A 19628-nucleotide genomic window follows, 5' to 3' on the forward strand; every position below is an offset into this window, starting at 1 on the left:
CGCGTCCGGCCTCAGCCGCCCTGCTTGTAGTTGTTGAGCGCGTAACCGCGGTCGCGGTAGAAACGATAGCGCTCGCGGCCCGACGCGAGTTCGTCGGGCGCATCGCCAATCACCTCGAGCAGGCGCTCGAAGCGTGCGAACTGGGGCGGGACCTGCGCGCCGAGGTTGAGCAGCACACGATGATGCGGCGCACGCTCGAGATCCGTGGCCAGCACGATGGGCGATTCGCTCTCGTGCGGGCTCCCGGCCATGCAGTGCGGCACGAAGTCGAGCGGAGAAAAGGTCCACAACATCTCGTCGAACGCGCGCAGGCGCGCGGGCTCGGCCAGCACCACCGCCTGCTGGCCCGCCTGATACGCCTTGCGCACGAGGCGGCACGCATACAGCAGCGAGTCGCCGACGTTCGTGTGGAAATCGATGCGCGTCATGCCCACACCACTTTACACACCGTGAGGTGTGCAGCAATCACCATGCCTGCCCTCATTGCGCCGCGCGATCGATGAGGAACTGCGCGAGCAGCGGCACCGGACGGCCCGTTGCACCCTTGGCCGCCCCGCTCTTCCACGCCGTGCCCGCGATGTCGAGGTGGGCCCACGGGTAGTTTTCGGTGAAGCGCGAGAGGAAGCACGCCGCCGTCACGCTGCCCGCCGGACGCCCGCCAATGTTGGCGAGGTCGGCAAAGTTCGACTTGAGCTGATCCTGATACTCGTCGTCGAGCGGCAGGCGCCAGGCCGGATCGTTCGCTTCGCGCGAGGCGTCGAGCAGTTCGCCCGCGAGTGCGTCGTCCTTCGAGAAGAGGCCGCTGTTGTGATGGCCGAGCGCGATGATGCACGCGCCCGTGAGCGTGGCGATGTCGACCACGGCGGCCGGCTTGAAGCGCTCGGCGTAGGTGAGCGCGTCGCACAGAATGAGGCGGCCTTCGGCGTCGGTGTTGAGCACTTCGACCGTGAGGCCCGCCATCGTCGTGACGATGTCGCCCGGCTTCGTGGCGTTGCCCGCGGGCATGTTCTCGCAGGTCGGGATGATGCCGATCACGTTGAGCTTGAGCCCCATTTCGGCGACCGCGCGGATCGTGCCGAGCACCGAGCCCGCGCCGCACATGTCGTACTTCATCTCGTCCATGCCCTCGCCCGGCTTGAGCGAGATGCCGCCCGTGTCGAACGTGATGCCCTTGCCGACCAGCACGATGGGCGCGGCCTTGGCGCTTGCGCCCTGATAGTGCAGCACGATGAACTGCGGCGGCTCGACCGAACCCTTTGTTACGGAAAGAAACGAACCCATCTTGAGCGTCTCGATCTGGCGCTGGCCGAGCACCTCGACCTTGAGCTTCCAGTCGCGCGCGAGCTTCTTGGCCGTAGCCGCGAGATAGGTGGGCGTGCAGACGTTGCCCGGCAGATTGCCGAGGTCGCGCGTGAGGTCCATGCCATTGGCGAGCGCGACAGACTGCTTCGCCGCGAGCTTCGCGGCCTTCTCTTCCGCGGCGTCGATGCTGAAGACCACGCGCTTGAGGGCACGCTGCGAGACGTCGGGCTTGCTCTTCATCTGCGTAAAGCGATAGGTCTCGTTGCGCAGCGCGAGAATGGCGGCGCGCACGCCCCAGTCGCCCGTGCGCTCCTTCACCGGCAGTTGCGCGAGCGTGAAGGTGGCCTGTGCGATCTTCGTGCCGAGAATGGCGCGCCAGGCGGCCTTGACCGCATCGCCGTAAGCCTTCTGGCCGAACGAATCCTGCTTGCCGAGACCCACGAGCAGCACGCGCGAGGCGCCGATGCCGCTCACTTCCGGCAGAAACAGCGTGGAGCCTGCCTTGCCGTCGATGTCGCCGGCCTTGACGACGCGCGCGATTGCGCCGCCAATGGCGCTGTCGATCGCGAATGCCGCGCCCGAAAGGGTTTGCGCCTCGAACACACCGACTACGACACAATCCGACTTGCCGGTCAGGAAGGGGCCTTCCCCGCCTTTGCTCCAGTCACAGGCTTTTATGCTAAAGTCCATCGCGCTTGTCCTCGGATAAAATCTGGGCTTAGGATGAAAGCCGCAATTATCCGCTATTTTTCCCGCGGCGGCTCCTGGGCGGTTGCGCGAGCTGCGCGCCTCCCGGCACGGGCCGCCCGCCCTGCCCATCAAGAATGATCTTCGAACGTTCCCTGCAGCGCGAACTCGCGTACACGGCCGGCGCCGTGTTCATGGTTCTGCTCACGATCATGCTGACGACGATGATGATCCGCATCGTCGGCTTCGCCGCGTCCGGTCAGATCGACCCGCGCGACGTGCTGGTGCTGATCGGACTGACCGTGATCGGCTACATGGCCGTCATGCTCATCGTCACGCTCTTCGTGTCGATCCTGTTCGTCCTCACGCGCTGGTACAAGGATTCCGAAATGGTCGTCTGGCTCTCCTCCGGGGTGAGCCTCACGCGCCTGATCAAACCGGTCGCCACCTTTGCCGCGCCGATCATCCTGCTCATCGTGTTCTTCGCCTTCATCGGCTGGCCGTGGTCGAATGCGCAAAGCAAGCTCATTCGCGCGCGCTTCCAGCAGCGCGATGAAGTGTCGCTGCTCGCCCCTGGCCAGTTCCGCGAATCGCCCACCACGCACCGCGTGTTCTTCATCGAGAGCATGAGCCCCGACCAGGGCCGCGTGGAGAACGTGTTCGTCACGAGCACGGAAAACGGCAAGGTGAGCGTGATCGTCTCGAAAACCGGCCACACCGAAACCATGAAGGGCGGCGACCGTTTCGTCGTGCTCGAAAACGGCCGCCGCTACGACGGCGAGCCTGGCCACCCGGACTTTCGCATCAGCGAGTTCCAGCGCTATGGCGTGAAGATCACGAGCCAGCCTCTCGTGAACACGCCGTCGGCGAGCACCACGTCGACGCCGGGCCTCCTGCGTCACCCAACCGACGACAACCTGGGCGAGCTCGCCTGGCGCGCCGGCCTGCCGCTCATCGCGATCAACCTGATGCTGCTCGGCATTCCGCTTGCGTACCAGAACCCGCGCCGCAGCCGCACGATCAATCTGGTGATGGCGGTGCTGATCTACCTCACCTATTCGAACCTGCTCAACGTCGTGCAATCGCAGATCGAGCAAGGCAAGATGCCGTTCGGCCTCGGCCTCGTCTTGCTGCACGCCGTGGTGCTCGCGCTCGTCGTGTTCATCTTCTGGATACGCGTGCGTAACCGGCCGCTCTTTACACGTGCGATGTTCCGGCGCGCCTCTCCTGGAAACTGAGAGGAAAACTGACCGATGCGCATCTACGAAAAATACTTTGCTCGCCAGGTTTACCTGACGTTCATCTTCATTCTGTTCGCCTTCTCCGGCCTGTTCTTCTTCTTCGACCTCATCAACGAGCTGAACTCGGTCGGCCACGGCAACTACAAGTTCCAGTACGCGGTGCTGCGCGTGGCGCTCCAGGCGCCTTCGCGACTCTACGAGATCATCCCGGTCGCGGCGCTCATCGCCGCGATCTACGTGTTCGCGCAAATGGCGGCGAATTCCGAGTACACGATCTTTCGCGTGTCGGGCCTCGCCACGAACCAGGCGCTGCGCTCGCTGCTCAAGATCGGCGTGCCGCTCGTGCTGCTGACCTACCTGATCGGCGAAGTCGTCGGCCCCTACACCGATCAGCTCTCCGAGCGCGTGCGTCTCGAGGCGTTGGGCTCGGCAGTGTCGAGCAACTTCGAGTCGGGCGTATGGGTGAAGGACACGCTCACCGCACGCGCCGACGGCGAGCAGGTCACGCGTTTCGTGAACGTCGGCGAACTGCTGCCCGACGCGACCATCACGAATGTGCGCATCTACGAATTCGATTCGAAGTTCCAGCTGACCAACGTGCGCCTCGCGAAGCGCGGCACGTTCCAGCCGCCCGGCCACTGGCTGCTCAAGGACGTGACCGATACGGAACTCATCAGCGTGCCGCCGCCGCAGAACCAGCCGGTCGACTCGCTCAATCCGGTCTATCGCGCACAGCAGACCTCGGTGCCCGAATACTCGCTGCGCTCGGAACTCACGCCGAACATTCTCTCGGTGCTGCTCGTTTCGCCCGACCGGATGTCGATGTTCAACCTGTTCCGCTATATCCAGCATCTGACCGAGAACCATCAGGACGCGCAGCGCTACCAGATCGCGTTCTGGCGCAAGCTGCTCTACCCGTTCGCCGTGTTCGTGATGCTGGTGCTCTCGCTGCCGTTCGCGTATCTGCATACGCGCGCGGGCGTGGTGGGCATGAAGGTGTTCGGCGGGATCATGCTCGGCATGAGCTTCCAGCTCGTGAACACGCTGTTCTCGCACGTGGGTACACTGAACACTTGGCCCGCGCCGCTCACGGCGGCGACACCGGGGCTCATTTACCTCGCGGTTGGGCTGATCGGGCTCAAATGGGTCGACCGGCATTGATGCCGGAAGCCCTCGTCCGCTAACTCGCACAGGCTCGCAGGCATGGGCACGCACGGCATGATCCTCTTCGGCCACGGCGCGCGCGACGCGCGCTGGCAAGAGCCGTTTCAACGCCTCGCCGGGAAACTTGCCGCCGCACGCGGCGATGCGGGTCCGGTCGGCCTCGCCTTTCTCGAACTCATGACACCGAGCCTGCCCGACGCCATCGCCTCACAGGCCGCGGCGGGCTGCGACACGATCACGGTCGTGCCTGTGTTCTTTGGCCAGGGCGGCCACGTGCGCCGCGATCTGCCCGCGCTGATCGCGCAATGCCAGAGCGAGCATCCGGACGTGCGCCTGCGTTGCGCGGGAGCCGTCGGCGAGGACGACGCGGTGCTCGATGCGATCGTGCGCTATTGCATCGAAAACGAACGCGACTAACAACGCTCACGCATAAAAAACGGGCTCGCTTTTCAGCGAGCCCGTTTTGCTTTCTTAGCCTCTTTCGCTCGGCGCTTATGCAGCGGCGCGACGGCCTCGATGGTCGTCCTGCGCCTCGTCCTCACGCTGCATCTGCCCTGCCCGCTCGGCGAACGCGTCGCCGATCATGAGCAGACTCGGCTGCGCCGGGTCGAGCCAGTCCTGCGCCTCACCCGCTTCGAGGCCCGCCAGCGTGAGTGTGAGCGTGCGCTCGCGCGCGGTGCTGCAAGCTTCGACGATCGCCACGGGCGTCGCACCCGCGCGGCCCGCGTCGATGAGCTGGCGCGCGATCTCGGGCGCGCTGTCGCGGCCCATGTAGAACACGAGCGAATCGGCGTTGACCTGCTCGCGAATCTCCTCGCTGCCCGCCGCGCGCGAATACGTCGCGAGCGCCACGCTGCGCGCGACGCCACGCAGCGTGAGCGAGCGTTGCAGCGTCGCGGCGCTCGCCAGCGCCGCCGTAATGCCCGGCACGACTTCGAACTCAATGCCCGCGGCTTCGAGCGCACGCATTTCCTCGTCGGCACGGCCGAACAGCATCGGGTCGCCGCCCTTCAGGCGCACGACCACGGCGTGCTCGCGCGCCGCATCGACGAGTTGCTTGTTGATGAAGTGCTGCGCCGTGGAACGCTGCCCGCAGCGCTTGCCGACTGCGATGAACTTCGCGGTTTGCGGCGCGTACTCCAGCATGGCCGGCTCGACAAGCGCGTCGTGCAGCACGACATCGGCGCTCTCGAGCAGGCGTGCGCCGCGCACCGTGATGAGGTCCGCTGCGCCTGGTCCTGCGCCGATCAGATATACCTTGCCCATTTGCTTCGAATCCATTGTTACGGCCGCGCGCGGCCGTAACCTCGCGCGAGCGCCTTACGCCGAGAACGCGCGGATCATGCCCGCGGCCACCGTGTGATGCGTCGCTTCGTCGATCAGCACGAATGCGCCGGTCCCAGGATTCGCATCATACAGGTCGCAGACCAAAGGCTTTTGCAGCGAGAGCGCCACGCGGCCAATATCGTTCATCGCGAGCTCATGGCGGTCGGTGGCGTGCGAGAGCGTGTGCACGTCGAGGACCTGCTTGACCGCGCCGATCTTCGCGAACACCGTGCTCGTGGTCTGCTTGAGCAGGTACTTGCGCTGCGGCGAGAGCGGCTCCTCGTCGAACCAGCAGAGGTCCGCCTCGAGCTTCTTCGCGGGCTGCGCGCTGTCCGAGGCCGGCACGAAGGTGTCGCCGCGCGAAACATCCACGTCTTCGGCGAGGCGGATCGTGACCGTCTGGCCCGCGAACGCGCGGTCGACCTGCGCCGTGCCGCCCGGCACCGGCGCGATGATTTCCGCGACCGTTGCGCTGCGGCCCGCCGGCAGCACCGAGATGGCGTCGCCGACCTTCACTTCGCCCGCTTCGACGCGGCCCATGTAGCCGCGGAAGTCGTCGGCGCTCGAACCGTCCTGGCGCGCGACCCACTGCACCGGGAAGCGCAGCGCTTCGCCCGTCGCCTGCGCGACCGGCAGTTGCTCGAGCACGTCGAGGAGCGGCTCGCCCGCGTACCACGGCATGCGCTCGCTCGCGGCCACGATGTTGTCGCCCTTGAGCGCCGAGACCGGCACGAAGCGCACGTCGTTCAGGCCAAGCTGGCGCGCGAGCGCCACGTACGCATCGCGGATCAGGTCGAACGTCGCTTCGCTGTAATCGACGAGATCCATCTTGTTGATCGCCACGATCACGTGTTGCAGACCGAGCAGCTTGACGATGGCGCTATGGCGCTTGGTTTGCGGCAGCAGTTGCGTCACGCCGTTCTCGACCGTCACACGCGTCGGGTCGATCAGGATGATCGCAGCGTGCGCCGTCGAAGCGCCCGTGACCATGTTGCGCGTGTACTGCTCGTGGCCAGGCGTGTCGGCGATGATGAACTTGCGCTTGGCCGTAGCGAAGTAGCGATACGCAACGTCGATCGTGATGCCCTGCTCGCGCTCGGCTTCGAGGCCGTCCGTGAGCAGCGACAGGTCGATCTCGTCGCCGACGGTGCGCTTGTTCTTCGCGCGCGAAAGCGCCGAGAGCTGATCCGAAAGAACTGCCTTGCTGTCGTACAGCAGGCGGCCGATCAGCGTGCTCTTGCCGTCGTCCACGCTGCCGGCCGTGATGAAGCGCAGCACGCCGAGGTCTTCAGGTTGATGCGTCGTAACCATGTCTAATCTTTCCTCTGCGTGCTCTTTAGAAATAACCTTGCTTCTTGCGCTGTTCCATCGCGGCTTCCGACGCCTGGTCGTCCATGCGCGTCGCACCGCGTTCCGTGATTTCGGTCACGGCCGTTTCGGCGATGATCTTCTCGACGTTGTCGGCATCGCTCGCCACCGGGCACGTGCAGCTGATGTCGCCCACGGTGCGGAAACGCACTTGCGCCATTTCGCTGACTTCGCCTTCCTTCATCGGCGTGAGCGGCGTGACCGGCACGAGCAGGCCGTTGCGGCGCACGATCTCGCGCTGGTGCGCGTAGTAGATCGACGGCAGTTCGAGCTTTTCGCGCTCGATGTATTGCCACACATCGAGTTCCGTCCAGTTCGAGATCGGGAACACGCGCAGATGCTCGCCGTTGTGCAGGCGCGCGTTGTACAGGCTCCAGAGTTCCGGGCGCTGCGCCTTCGGATCCCACTGGCCGAACTCGTCGCGGAACGAGAAGATGCGCTCTTTCGCGCGGGCCTTCTCTTCGTCGCGGCGCGCACCGCCGATCATCGCCGTGTAGCCGTATTGCTCGATGGTTTCGAGCAGCGTGACCGCTTGCGCGGCGTTGCGCGAATCGGTTTCGCGGCGCAGGCGCACGGTGCCCTTCTTGATCGAATCTTCCACGTGACCGACCACGAGCTCCGCGCCGATTTCGGCTGCGCGGCGATCGCGGAAGTCGATCACTTCTTCGTAGTTGTGACCCGTGTCGATGTGCACGAGCGGGAACGGCAGCGAGGTCTTGCGGTTCGCGCCGAGGCCGAACGCCTTCAGTGCGAGCGCCAGCACGACGACCGAGTCCTTGCCGCCCGAGAACAGCAGCGCAGGCTTGCTGCATTCGGCGACGAGTTCACGCAGGATGTGGATCGACTCGGCTTCGAGCCAGTCGAGATGGTCCATGCGGTTCGCCGTGACCTGGAGCGGTGCGTTCACTGCTGAGTCGAGCGTGGTGCTCATGTTCGGATCCTTCGTTAATTCGCGCCCTTTTTACGGGGCACGCAGTACTCGGTATTCGGTAGCGCGCCGGTCTTGACGACGGCGCGACAAACTTGAATCTTAGTTCGTCTGGCTGATCGACGACACTTCGACGACCGGAATGGCTGACACAGACGTGATGTGCAAGCCGCACTCCTTCGTGTCGCGCGATTCCCACCACCAGCGCCCCGCGCGGCTGTCCTCGCCGGCACGGATCGCACGCGTACACGGCTCGCAGCCGATGCTCGGATAGCCGCGCGCATGCAGCGGGTTCACCGGCACCTCAAAGCCGCGCAGGTAGGCCCAGACATCGGCTTCGGTCCAGTCCGCGAGCGGATTGAACTTGTCGATGTTGCGTGCTTCGTCGCGCTCTTCCTCGTGCAGTTCCGCGCGCGTGACCGACTGCTCGCGGCGCTGGCCAGTGACCCAGGCGGAAACGCTTGAGAGCGCGCGGTTCAGCGGCTCGACCTTGCGGATTTCGCAGCAACGCTTGCGCAGGTCCACGCTCTCATAGAACGCGTTCAAGCCGTGCTGGGCGACGTAGTCGTCCACCGCGTCCTGTTGCGGATGAAACTGCTCGATCTCGTAGCCGTAGCGCTCGCGCACCGCGTCGATCATGCCGAGCGTTTCCGCGTGCAGACGTCCCGTGTTCAGCGAGAAGATGCCGATCTTCACGCCGCGCGAAAGAATCGCGTGCGTGAGCAGCATGTCTTCGGCTGCGAGGCTGCTGGCTAGCTTCACGTTGGCGTGACGCGCGGCGATCGAATCGAGCAGCGCGTCGAGGCGCTCGATCTTCGCTTGCAGGTCAGCCGTGATTTCGCTGGCTACCGAACTCATGCTGCGGCACCTTGTTGTGCCTGACGGCGGCGGAACAGCGGCGACGGTTCATCGAACGCGCCCTGGTATTGGACCGTGAACTCGGTGAACGCCTTGAGCGCGTCGTTGATGTCCTTGTCGGCGCGCACGGCGAACGCATCGAAGCCGCAGCGCTCGTGGAAACGCAGCTGGTCGCGCAGCACGTCGCCGATCGCGCGCAGTTCGCCCTTGTAGCCATAGCGCTCGCGCAGCAGACGGCCGATCGAAAAGCCGCGGCCATCGCGGAACACCGGGAAATCCACGCCGATCACCGCCAGCTTGTCGAAGTCGCCGGCGATATCGGCCGGTTCGCTGTCCGGCGCGAGCCACACGCCGAGTTCGTCCTTGCCGCGCGAAGCGACGAGCGCATCGCGCTGCGCTTGCCAATAGGCGAGCGGCACCAGCACCTTGCCTGCGGGCAGCGCGGCAACTTCGGGCAGTGCGCCGTCTTCGGCCGCACGCACGACTTGCCAGTTGTCTTCAACGATCTCGCGTTTTTTGATGATCAATGCCATTGCTTAACTCTCGTATCTCGTTGCGGACGACTTATGCGTGGGCCGGCTGGCGCGATGCATACACGCGCTCCTTGAAGGGCGCGATGCCGAGGCGGTCGTACGTGTCGATGAAACGCTCACCGTCGATACGCAGTTCGACGAACGTGTCGACCACCTTCTGGATCACGTCGGGCATTTCTTCCGCCGAGAACGACGGGCCGATCACGCGGCCAAGGCGTGCGCCGTTGGCGCCGTTGCCCTGCTCGCCGCCGAGCGACACCTGGTACCACTCCGAGCCGTCCTTATCCACGCCCAGAATGCCGATGTTGCCGACGTGGTGGTGACCGCACGAGTTCATGCAACCCGAGATGTTCAGCGACAGGTCGCCCAGGTCGTAGACGAAGTCGAGGTTGTCGAAACGCTCCTGGATCGCAAGCGCGATGGGGATCGACTTCGCGTTGGCGAGCGAGCAGAAGTCGCCGCCCGGGCACGCGATGATGTCGGTCAACAGGCCGATGTTCGCCGTCGCGAAACCTTGCGCCTTGGCCTTCTCCCACAGCGCGAACAGGTCGCGCTTCTTCACATCCGCGAGGATCAGGTTCTGCTCGTGCGAGACGCGGATCTGGCCAAACGAGTATTCGTCGGCCCAGTCGGCCACGGCTTCCATCTGTGCGTCGGTGGCGTCGCCCGGCGCGATGTCGCGCGGCTTGAGCGAAAGCGTGACCGACGAGTAACCCGGCACGCGGTGCGGGCGCACGTTGCGCTCGACCCAGCGCGCGAACGCACGGTTTTCCAGCAGATGCTTTTCGTACGACGTATCCGTGTCGGCGATCTTTTCGTACACGGGCGGCACGAAGTACTGCGAGACGCGATCGACTTCTTCCTGCGTGAGCGTCGAGGGGCCGTCCTTCAGGTGCTGCCACTCTTCTTCGACCTGCTCGGCGAACTTCGCCGGCGAGAGCGCCTTCACGAGAATCTTGATGCGCGCCTTGTACATGTTGTCGCGGCGGCCGTAGCGGTTGTACACGCGCAGCACGGCTTCGCAGTAGGTCAGCAGGTGCTGCCACGGCAGGTCGCGCTTGATGATGGCGCCGACGATCGGCGTGCGGCCAAGGCCGCCGCCCGCGAGGATGCTCGCGACGATCTCGCCCTTCTCATTGCGGTCGAGGTAGACGCCCAGATCGTGGATCTGCACGGCGGCGCGGTCTTCCTTCGTGCCCGACACGGCGATCTTGAACTTGCGCGGCAGCCACGCGAATTCGGGGTGGAACGTCGACCACTGGCGCAGGATTTCCGACCACGGACGCGGATCGACGACTTCGTCGGGCGCGACGCCTGCAAACTGGTCGGCGGTGATGTTGCGGATGCAATTGCCCGACGTCTGGATGCCGTGCATCTGGACCGAAGCGAGCTTGCGCAGGATTTCCGGCGTTTCTTCGAGCTTGATCCAGTTGTACTGGATGTTCGAGCGCGTCGAGAAATGGCCGTAGCCGCGGTCGTGCTCGCGCGCGATCGTGCCGAGCATGCGGAGCTGGTCGCTGCGCAGATTGCCGTACGGAATCGCGATGCGGTGCATGTAGGCGTGGCGCTGGTAGTACAGGCCGTTTTGCAGACGCAGCGGGCGGAACTCTTCTTCGCTCAATTCGCCCGACAGGCGGCGGCGAACCTGGTCGCTGTATTGCGCGACGCGTTCGTCGACGATGGTCTGGTCGTACTGATCGTATTGGTACATTCGGGGACCCCAGGGTTTGGTTCAATCGCGGCGTTCCGGTTACGCCGCGCTCCGACTTCTCGACTTCGCTCTTTCCGCTCTGTTTCGCCTCGCCGAGGCGGCCGCGCCTTCAATCGCGCCGGTCATTTGCTAATGACCAAAACAGATATCCATATTGGAAAAGTTGGAGGAATGGTAATAAACTCGCCTTATATTTCAAACGACTCAAAAATCAGGTCAATATGCAATCAGGTTATAAGGGTTATCTATGAACCTGCACCAGTTTCGCTTCGTCCGCGAGGCCGTACGCCAGAATTTCAATCTCACGGAAGCGGCCAAGGCACTGTATACAAGCCAGCCGGGCGTCTCGAAGGCGATCATCGAGCTGGAAGACGAGCTTGGGGTCGAAATCTTTACGCGCCACGGCAAGCGCGTGCGCTCGCTCACGGAGCCGGGCCGGATCATCCTCGCTTCGGTGGAGCGCATTCTGCAGGAAGTGGAAAGCCTGAAGCGCGTGGGCAAGGACTACGCCGCGCAGGACCAGGGCAACCTGACCATCGCCGCCACGCACACGCAGGCGCGCTACTCGCTGCCCGCCGCCATCGCCGAGTTCAAGCGGCGCTTTCCGAAGGTGCACCTCTCGATCCTGCAGGGCAGCCCCACGCAGGTCGCGGAGATGGTGCTCCATGACCAGGCCGACCTCTGCATCGCGACCGAGGCGATTTCCGGCTACAAGGAACTGGTGTCGCTGCCCTGCTTCACCTGGCACCACGTGGCGGTGATGCTGCCCGACCACCCGCTGCTCGAGCGCAAGCCGCTTTCGCTCGACGATCTGGCCCAATATCCGCTGATCACTTACGACAATGCCTTCGCCGGGCGCACCAAGATCAACGACGCGTTCCGCCTGCGCGCCCTCTCGCCCGACATCGTGCTGGAAGCCATCGACGCCGACGTGATCAAAACCTACGTGGAGCTGGGCCTGGGCGTCGGGATCATGGCCGACATCGCCTTCAACGCCGAGCGCGACCGGCACCTGCGCGCGCTGCCCGTGGGGCACCTGTTCGGCAGCAACGTCACGCGCGTGGCGCTCAAGCAGGGCGCCTACCTGCGCAGCTATGTGTATACGCTCGTCGAACTGCTGTCGCCGACCCTGAACCGCAAGCTGATCGAGCAGGCGCTCAAGGGCGAGCACGAGAGTTACGAGCTGTAGCGGCGCGTTGCTGGGGCGCGCCGGAAGAAAAATCAGACAAAAACCGCATCACAACAACATCACTTCCCGCTTCACTTTTCGCCTGGAGACCCAACGGATGAAGCTGTCCTCCTTCCTGCGCCCCCTCGTCGCGGCGGCCACTGCTGCATTTGTCCTTGTTTCACCCGCCGCGCATGCCGACATCAAGGTCGGCATCGACCTCTCGAGCACGGGGCCGGCTGCCGCCATCGGCATCACGAGCAAAAACGCCATGCTGATGTGGCCCGACACGATCGCGGGCCAGAAGGCCGACTACATCGTGCTCGACGACGGCTCGGACCCCGGCGCCGCCGTGCGCAACATCCACAAGCTCATCAACGAAGATCACGTAGACGTGATCGTCGGGCCGAACATCACACCGGCCGCGCTCGCGGCGCTCGACCCGGTGGCGGAAAGCAAGACGCCGATGATCACGCTGGTCGGCTCGGGCTCGGTGGTCGAGCCGCAGCAAGGCGCACGCGTGTGGGCCTTCAAGATGGCGCAGACCGACGCCGCCATGGCCGACGTCATGACGCGCTACATGGCCGCGCACGGCGTGAAGACCGTGGGCTTCATCGGCTTCGCGGATAGCTACGGCGACAGCTGGCTCAACGAATTCGCGAAGTACGCGAAGGAGCGCAACATCCAGATTGTTGCGACCGAGCGCTACAACCGCACCGACGCGAGCGTGACGGGCCAGATCCTCAAGCTGATGTCGGCCAAACCCGACGCCATGCTGATTGCCGGCGCAGGTACGCCGACCGTGCTGCCGCAGCGCACGCTGATCGAACGCGGCTACAAGGGGCCGATTTACCAGACGCACGGCATCGCGACGCCAGAATTCATCAAGCTGGGCGGCAAGGACGTGGAAGGCACCCTGTTCCCGACCCAGCCCGTGGTGGTGGCGCGCACGCTGCCCGCCGACCAGCCGGCGCAGAAAGCCGCGCTCGCCTTCGTCGATGCCTACGAAGCGAAGTACGGCCCCGGCACAGTCACACAGTTCGCGGGCGACGCGGCCGGCGTGTACCCGCGCTTGCAGGACGCGGTCGCGCGCGCGCTCAAGACTGCGCAACCGGGTACGGAGGCGTTCCGCGTGGCGTTGCGCAGCGAGCTGGAGCACGCACACGAAGTGGTCGTGCCCAACGGCATGGTGAACACGAGCCCGACCGACCACGTGGGCCTCGACCAGCGCGCGAGCGTGATGGGCACGGTACGCGGCGGCAAGTTCGTGTATCTCGGGCAGTAAGCGCTACGAGCGGCGGCACGTAGTGCAACCCCGCCGCCGCTCATTCGATATCGTCCGGCCAGCGGCGCGCGTTGTGCGGGACGCGCAATATCGTGAGCGCCTCAATTCAATTGAATGACGTTAGACATGCTCCACCTTTAAAGCGGGTTAAACATGTCGCAAGTTTCGTTGCCTCGCCTTATGCGCTCAATTCATCCGAATGGCCAATCACGGCCGCGCGATGCTGCGCCACGCGCCGCCCGCCGCGCTGCTCGCCAGCACGGCTTCGATGAAGCGCAAACCCTCCACGCCGTCGTCGACCGTCGTCAGTAGCCGGCTCTCCGGCGGCACAGGCTCGCCGGCCTCGCACGCATGGATCTGCGCAGCGGCGTCGCGATAAAGCTGCGCGAACGCCTCCAGATAGCCTTCGGGATGCCCCGGCGGCACGCGCGTGGCGTGCAACGCGGCGGCCCCTGTCACGCGGCCGCGCGTGAGACGCTGCGCCTCGCCGCCCTGAGGCGTGAACCACAGCACATTAGGCTCCTCCTGATCGAACGCGAGGCCCGCCTTCGTGCCGTACACGCGCAGCCGCAACGCGTTCTCCGCGCCGCTCGCCACCTGGCTCGCCCACAGCATGCCGCGCGCACCGTTCGCATAGCGCAGCATGGCCTGCACGTGATCGTCCACGCGGCGGCCCGGCACGAAGGTATGCACTTCCGCGGCAAGCGATGCCGGCACGAGAGCGCTCACGAACGCCGCAAGCTGGTAAGCATGCGTACCGATATCGCCGAGACACCCTGCTGGCCCCGCGAGCGCCGGATCGGTGCGCCACGTCGCCTGACGATTCACGCCGCTGCGCTCGACCGGGTTGGCGAGCCAGTCCTGCGCGTACTCGACCTGCACGATGCGCACCTCGCCAACCTCGCCCGCCTCGACCAGTTCGCGTGCATGCCGCGCGAGCGGATAGCCCGAATACGTATGCGTGAGCGCGAACACGAGATTGGCTTCGCGCGCGTGCTGGGCGAGCGCTTCGCCCTCGGCAAGCGAGACCGCGAGCGGCTTGTCGCAGATCACGTGAATGCCCGCATCCATGAACGCATGCGCAACCGGCGCGTGGAGATGATTCGGCGTGACGATGGCCACCGCGTCGATGCCGTCCGCGCGCGCGCCTTCCACGCTCGCCATCTCGCGCCAGTCGGCATAGCTGCGCGCAAGGCCGAGCGCCTCGGCGCTCGACTGCGCGCGCGCCGCATCGGACGACAGCGCGCCGGCGACGAGCTCGAAACCATCGTCAAGACGGGCCGCGATGCGATGCACCGCGCCGATGAACGCCCCCTCGCCGCCGCCGACCATGCCGAGCCTGAGTCTTCGAGTCATTGCCTTGCTCCTGCGAGAAACGCGTTCAGAGGCCCAGCACGCCCTTGAGTTGAGCCGCATCGACGCCGCTGCCCGCAAAGTCGTCGAACGCATGCTCCGCCACGCGGATGATGTGCCGTTTGATGAACTCCGCGCCCTCGCGCGCGCCATCGTGCGGATGCTTGAGCGCGCACTCCCATTCGAGCACCGCCCAGCCCGGATAGCCGTACTGCGTGAGCTTCGAGAAGATCGCGCCGAAGTCGATCTGCCCGTCGCCGAGCGAGCGAAAGCGCCCCGCGCGCTCCACCCATCCGCTGTAGCCGCCGTACACGCCTTGTTTGCCCGTGGGGCGGAATTCGGCGTCCTTCACGTGAAAGGCCTTGATGCGCGCGTGATAGAGGTCGATGAACGCGAGGTAATCGAGTTGCTGCAGCACGAAGTGGCTCGGGTCATAGAGGATGTTCGCGCGCGGGTGATCGTCTAGCGCGGCGAGAAAGCGCTCGAACGTCACGCCGTCGTGCAGGTCCTCCCCCGGGTGCAGTTCGTAGCAGACGTCCACGCCCGCCGCATCGAACGCGTCGAGGATCGGACGCCAGCGGCGCGCGAGTTCGTCGAAGGCGGCTTCGACGAGACCCGCCGGCCGCTGCGGCCACGGATAGAAATACGGCCACGCCAGCGCACCCGAAAACGTCACGTGTGTGCTCAGCCCCAGGTTCTTCGACGCGCGCGCCGCCAGCATCAACTGCTCGATGGCCCACGCTGTGCGCGCTTCGCGGTTGCCGCGCACCTGCGGCGGCGCGAAGCCGTCGAACAGCGTGTCGTAGGCGGGATGCACGGCCACGAGCTGTCCTTGCAGATGCGTGGAAAGCTCGGTGATCGTCACGCCCGCGTCGTCGGCCTGCTGGCGCAGGTCGTCGCAGTACGCCACGCTCGACGCCGCCTGCGCGAGATCGACGAGGCGCTCATCCGTGGGCACCTGGATGCCCTTGTAGCCGAGCTGGGCCGCCCAGCCGGCCATGTGCCCGAAGCTGTCGAACGGCGCGTCGTCGCCGAGAAACTGCGCGAGGAATATGGCGGGGCCTTTGATCGTCTTCATCGCAAGCCCCATCCTTAGAACGGCGAATCGGGGAAGTAGAACTGCTTCGCGTTCTCCTTGGTGATCAGCACGGACGGGATGATCGTCGTAGGCGGCAGCGCCTTGCCCTGCAACCGCGCTTCGGCCGTGAGCTTGATCGCGTCGTAGATGAACTTCGGCGAGTACGAGACATCGGCCTTGATGAGCGGATCGCCGTCCATCACGCGCTTGACCATGTCTTTGGACCCCGCGCCGCCGAACACGATCTTGATGTCGTTGCGCTTGGCCTGGTCGATCGCCTTGAGCACACCCACGGCCATGTCGTCGTCGGCGGCCCAGACGGCGTCGATGTGCTTGAAGCGCGTGAGGTAGTCCTGCATCGTGCGGAACGCGTCGTCGCGGTTCCAGTTCGCGTACTTCGCGTCGAGTATCTTGATGTCCGGATAGCCCTTGAGCACCGTTGTGAACGCGGTCCAGCGCTCGTTGTCGAGCGTGGTCGGAATGCCGCGCAGCGCGACGATATCGCCCTTGCCGCCGAGCTGCTTCGCGAGGTATTCGGCGGGGATCTTGCCGAAAGCGGTATTGTCGCCGGCCACATAGGCGTCCTGCGCGCTCGTGTCGGTCAAGCCGCGATCGACCACCGTCACGTACACGCCCTGCTTCTTCACCTGCGCAACCGGCTGCGTGAGCGAAGCCGATTCATACGGGAAGATCACGAGCGCATTGATCTTGTTGACGGTCACGAGGTCCTGCAACTGGTTCGCCTGATCGGGCGCGTTCGCCGCCGTCTTGACGATGACCTTGAGGTCCGGGTGCGCCTTTTCCAGATCCTTCTTCGCTTGATTCGCCCACCAGACGATGCCGCCCGTGAAGCCGTGATCGGCCGTGGGAATCGCCACGCCCAGCGTGACTTTGTCGTCGGCGCGCGCCGCGCCCGCACCGAACGTCGCCGCTACGCCAAGCGCCAGCGCGCCCGCACACATCGTTCGAATCATCTTCTTCATGATGCCGTCTCCTATCGTGCGGGCCCGCGCCCGTTCTTGCGTTGAGTTTTCGCTGCCTCCTTGAACTACCTGACTGCCTGTCCAACTCTGCTTCGATATTCTTACCGCCTGCCGCGCTGCAGGAAGGCCACCGCAATGATCGCCACGCCCTGCACCGCCGCGTTCAGATACACGCTGATGATGCTCGTGAGATTGAGAATATTGGCGATGACCGACAGCAGCACCGCGCCGACCACGGTGCCCGCCACGCGCCCTTCACCACCCTTGAGCGCGGTGCCACCCACCACCACGGCGGCGATCGCCTCCAGCTCCCACAGCAAACCCGTAGTCGGCGTGGCGGAACCCAGCCGCGGCACGTAAAGCACGGTCGCCACGCCCACGCACACGCCCAGCAGCACGTACGTTGCGCACTTCACGCGATCGACGCGTATCGCCGCATAGCGCGCGACCTGCTCGTTCGAGCCGATCGCCTGCACGTGCCGCCCGAACGCCGTGCGGTTGAGAATGAGCGCGCCGCCCGCCGCGGTGAGCGCGAACACCCACACGGGCACCGGAATGCCGAAAAGGCTCGCGTAATACACCGGCCCGTAGAGATCGACGAGATTGTTCTGCAGCGTGAGCGCACCGCCATCGGCGAGCCAGGTGAGCACCGAGCGGAAGATGCCGAGCGTGCCGAGCGTGACGATAAAAGGCTCGATGCGTCCGCGCGTGATCAGCAAGCCATGCGCGAGGCCGAACGCCGCGCCGAGCACGAGCGCGATCGCAATGCCGATCGCCACGATCGCAAGCGGCGCGAGCCCATGCGCGTCGGCCAGCGTGTTCATCGTCCAGATCATCACGCCCGCAATGAGCGCGGCCATCGACCCGACCGACAGATCGATGCCGCCCGAAATGATCACGAACGTCATGCCCACGGAAATGATGCCGATGAACGACGTGCGCGTGAGCACGTTGAGCAGGTTGCCCGCGGTGGCGAAATCGCGGTTGAGCAGCGTGCCGAGCACGCACAGCAGGATCAGGCCGATGAGCGGCCCAACGCCCGCCAGCCGGCGCACGAAGCGCGCCGCGGCCGAGCGCGCGCCACGGCCTTCGGACGCCGCGTCAGTGGGTGCCGGTTGCATGAGCGATCAGCTCCTCTTCGTTCAGATGTTCGTGCCCGAGCGTGGCGACGAGCCGGCCCGCGCGCATCACGGCCACGCGATGCGCGAGCCCGATCAGCTCGACCAGTTCGGACGAGATCACGACGACCGCACGCCCGGAGGCCGCGAGCCGCTGGATCAGGAAATAGATGTCGCGCTTCGCGCCCACGTCCACGCCGCGCGTGGGCTCGTCGAGCACGATCACGCGCGGGTCGGGCTGCAGGAATTTGGCGAGCGCGAGCTTTTGCTGGTTGCCGCCCGAGAGCATGCGCGCGCGGCTGTCGAGGTCGCCGGTGCGGATGCCGAATTCGCGCACTGCCTTTTCCAGCGCGCGGCGGCCCGCCTTCAGATCGAGCAGCGGATGGCCGTAGCGCTCGAGCGTCATGAGCGTGAGGTTGTCCTGCAGCGTGAGGTTCATGTGCAGGCCGCGGCCCTTGCGGTCTTCGCTCAGGTACGTGAGGCCATGGCGCATCGCGTCGCGCGGGTGGCGCAGCGTTACCGTGTGACCGTCGACCTCGATCTCGCCCGCGTGCTTGTGGCGCAGACCCACGATCGCTTCGAACGCCTCGCTGCGCCCCGCGCCCACGAGCCCCGCGAAGCCGAGTATCTCGCCCGCGCGCACCTCGAAGGAGAGAGCCTCGACCCAGCCCGGCACGGCGAGATTCGTCACGCGCAGCGCGACGGGGGCATTGTCGGGCGCTTCACTTTTCTCCGGAAACATGTCGGAGACGTCACGGCCCACCATGAGGTTCGCCATCTGCTGGCGCGCGAGCCCCGCCGTCGCGCTCGCGGCCACGAAGCGGCCGTCGCGCATCACGACCACGTCGTCGGTGATTTTCTCCACCTCGTCGAGCTTGTGCGAGATGTAGACGAGCGTCGTGCCCGCGGCGCGCAGCTTCGTCATCAGCGCGAAGAGGCGTGCGGTTTCGGCGGGCGTGAGCGTGGCCGTGGGCTCGTCCATGATGAGCAGTCTCGCGTGCCGCGAAAGCGCCTTGGCGATTTCCACGAGCTGCTTTTCGGCGACGATCAGGTCGCGCACCTTCACGTCCGGGTCGCGCGCGAGTCCCACCTGCGCGAGCAGTTCGCGCGCTTCGCGGCGCATGGCGGTGTCGTCGACCAGCCAGCCTTTGCGTTTCTCGTGGCCGAGGAAGATGTTCTGCGCGATCGTCAGGTGCTCGGCCAGGTTGAACTCCTGGTGGATCAGCACGATGCCCGCGGCCTCGGCCTCGCGCGAACCCTCGAAGCGGCGCGGCGCGCCATCGACGAGCATTTCGCCCGCGCTTGCTTCCTCGTAGCCCGCGAGGATCTTCATGAGCGTGGACTTGCCCGCGCCGTTCTCGCCCAGCAGCCCGTGAATGCGCCCCGGCGCCAGCTCGAAGCTCACGCCGTGCAGCACGCGCACGGGACCGAAGTCCTTGCGGATGTCGTTGAACTTCACGGCGACGCTCATGCGCGTGCGCTCCTCCAGTGGCTTTGTCGGCGGGCTCCGGCGGGCGGCATTTGC

Annotated in this window: 18 protein-coding genes; 5 read left to right on the forward strand and 13 right to left on the reverse strand. The window is 65.4% G+C overall.

From position 1 onward, the window contains the following. Window positions 1-11 precede the first annotated feature (11 nt). A complete protein-coding gene (locus VSR72_RS09375; RefSeq protein ID WP_342952106.1) occupies window positions 12-428 on the reverse strand; it encodes a DNA polymerase III subunit chi in 417 nt (138 codons plus the stop codon). A gap of 52 nt (window positions 429-480) precedes the next feature. Next, window positions 481-1992: a leucyl aminopeptidase gene (locus tag VSR72_RS09380; RefSeq protein ID WP_342952107.1), complete on the reverse strand. Its 1512-nt coding sequence runs from the start codon at window positions 1990-1992 to the stop codon at window positions 481-483. A 134-nt stretch (window positions 1993-2126) separates the two neighbouring features. On the opposite strand from VSR72_RS09380, the gene lptF reads away from it, so the two are divergent. Genes lptF through VSR72_RS09395 form a run of 3 tightly spaced genes read left to right on the forward strand, consistent with a single transcriptional unit; the run spans window position 2127 to window position 4811 of the window. Beyond that, window positions 2127-3227, forward strand: coding sequence for an LPS export ABC transporter permease LptF (lptF, locus tag VSR72_RS09385; RefSeq protein ID WP_342952108.1), 1101 nt, complete (start codon window positions 2127-2129; stop codon window positions 3225-3227). 15 nt (window positions 3228-3242) lie between these two features. Further along, window positions 3243-4391: an LPS export ABC transporter permease LptG gene (gene lptG, locus VSR72_RS09390; RefSeq protein WP_342952109.1), complete on the forward strand. Its 1149-nt coding sequence runs from the start codon at window positions 3243-3245 to the stop codon at window positions 4389-4391. Between the two features lie 42 nt (window positions 4392-4433). After that, window positions 4434-4811, forward strand: a complete 378-nt coding sequence (locus VSR72_RS09395; protein WP_342952110.1) for a CbiX/SirB N-terminal domain-containing protein — start codon at window positions 4434-4436, stop codon at window positions 4809-4811. Between the two features lie 75 nt (window positions 4812-4886). Here the strand turns inward: VSR72_RS09395 and cobA are convergent, their stop codons facing one another. From cobA to VSR72_RS09425, 6 genes are all read right to left on the reverse strand, one after another. After that, the gene (gene cobA / locus VSR72_RS09400) at window positions 4887-5660 is read right to left on the reverse strand and encodes a uroporphyrinogen-III C-methyltransferase (protein ID WP_342952111.1); all 774 of its coding nucleotides are present in this window, start codon (window positions 5658-5660) and stop codon (window positions 4887-4889) included. Between the two features lie 54 nt (window positions 5661-5714). After that, window positions 5715-7031, reverse strand: coding sequence for a GTP-binding protein (locus VSR72_RS09405; protein WP_342952112.1), 1317 nt, complete (start codon window positions 7029-7031; stop codon window positions 5715-5717). Window positions 7032-7056: 25 nt separating this feature from the next. Then, window positions 7057-8019: a sulfate adenylyltransferase subunit CysD gene (cysD, locus tag VSR72_RS09410; protein ID WP_065057314.1), complete on the reverse strand. Its 963-nt coding sequence runs from the start codon at window positions 8017-8019 to the stop codon at window positions 7057-7059. 99 nt (window positions 8020-8118) lie between these two features. Continuing rightward, entirely contained in the window at window positions 8119-8874 is a 756-nt protein-coding gene (locus VSR72_RS09415; RefSeq protein WP_342952113.1) for a phosphoadenylyl-sulfate reductase, read from the reverse strand. Then, window positions 8871-9407: a DUF934 domain-containing protein gene (locus VSR72_RS09420; protein ID WP_342952114.1), complete on the reverse strand. Its 537-nt coding sequence runs from the start codon at window positions 9405-9407 to the stop codon at window positions 8871-8873. Before VSR72_RS09420 ends, VSR72_RS09415 begins: the two co-directional genes overlap by 4 nt. Before the next feature lie 31 nt (window positions 9408-9438). Next, window positions 9439-11118, reverse strand: a complete 1680-nt coding sequence (locus tag VSR72_RS09425; protein ID WP_342952115.1) for a nitrite/sulfite reductase — start codon at window positions 11116-11118, stop codon at window positions 9439-9441. Window positions 11119-11365: 247 nt separating this feature from the next. Here VSR72_RS09425 and VSR72_RS09430 point away from each other — a divergent pair, with 247 nt between their 5' ends. Then, a complete protein-coding gene (locus tag VSR72_RS09430) occupies window positions 11366-12307 on the forward strand; it encodes a CysB family HTH-type transcriptional regulator (RefSeq protein WP_342952116.1) in 942 nt (313 codons plus the stop codon). Between the two features lie 97 nt (window positions 12308-12404). Then, on the forward strand, window positions 12405-13571 hold the full coding sequence (locus tag VSR72_RS09435; RefSeq protein WP_342952117.1) for an ABC transporter substrate-binding protein: 1167 nt from the start codon (window positions 12405-12407) through the stop codon (window positions 13569-13571). Window positions 13572-13778: 207 nt separating this feature from the next. Here VSR72_RS09435 and VSR72_RS09440 read toward each other — a convergent pair whose 3' ends face one another. From VSR72_RS09440 to VSR72_RS09460, 5 genes are all read right to left on the reverse strand, one after another. Next, on the reverse strand, window positions 13779-14927 hold the full coding sequence (locus VSR72_RS09440; RefSeq protein ID WP_342952118.1) for a Gfo/Idh/MocA family oxidoreductase: 1149 nt from the start codon (window positions 14925-14927) through the stop codon (window positions 13779-13781). 25 nt (window positions 14928-14952) lie between these two features. Then, window positions 14953-16002, reverse strand: a complete 1050-nt coding sequence (locus VSR72_RS09445) for a sugar phosphate isomerase/epimerase family protein (protein ID WP_342952119.1) — start codon at window positions 16000-16002, stop codon at window positions 14953-14955. 14 nt (window positions 16003-16016) lie between these two features. Beyond that, window positions 16017-16985: a substrate-binding domain-containing protein gene (locus VSR72_RS09450; protein ID WP_342952120.1), complete on the reverse strand. Its 969-nt coding sequence runs from the start codon at window positions 16983-16985 to the stop codon at window positions 16017-16019. 101 nt (window positions 16986-17086) lie between these two features. Further along, window positions 17087-18106: an ABC transporter permease gene (locus VSR72_RS09455; protein WP_342952121.1), complete on the reverse strand. Its 1020-nt coding sequence runs from the start codon at window positions 18104-18106 to the stop codon at window positions 17087-17089. After that, window positions 18087-19574 carry a sugar ABC transporter ATP-binding protein gene (locus VSR72_RS09460; protein WP_342952122.1) on the reverse strand — a complete coding sequence of 496 codons (1488 nt, stop codon included), beginning with the start codon at window positions 19572-19574 and terminating at the stop codon, window positions 18087-18089. The genes VSR72_RS09455 and VSR72_RS09460 overlap by 20 nt, the downstream gene beginning before the upstream one ends. Window positions 19575-19628: the final 54 nt, after the last annotated feature.

Source organism: Paraburkholderia sp. JHI869 (assembly GCF_038900775.1).
Lineage (GTDB): Bacteria > Pseudomonadota > Gammaproteobacteria > Burkholderiales > Burkholderiaceae > Paraburkholderia.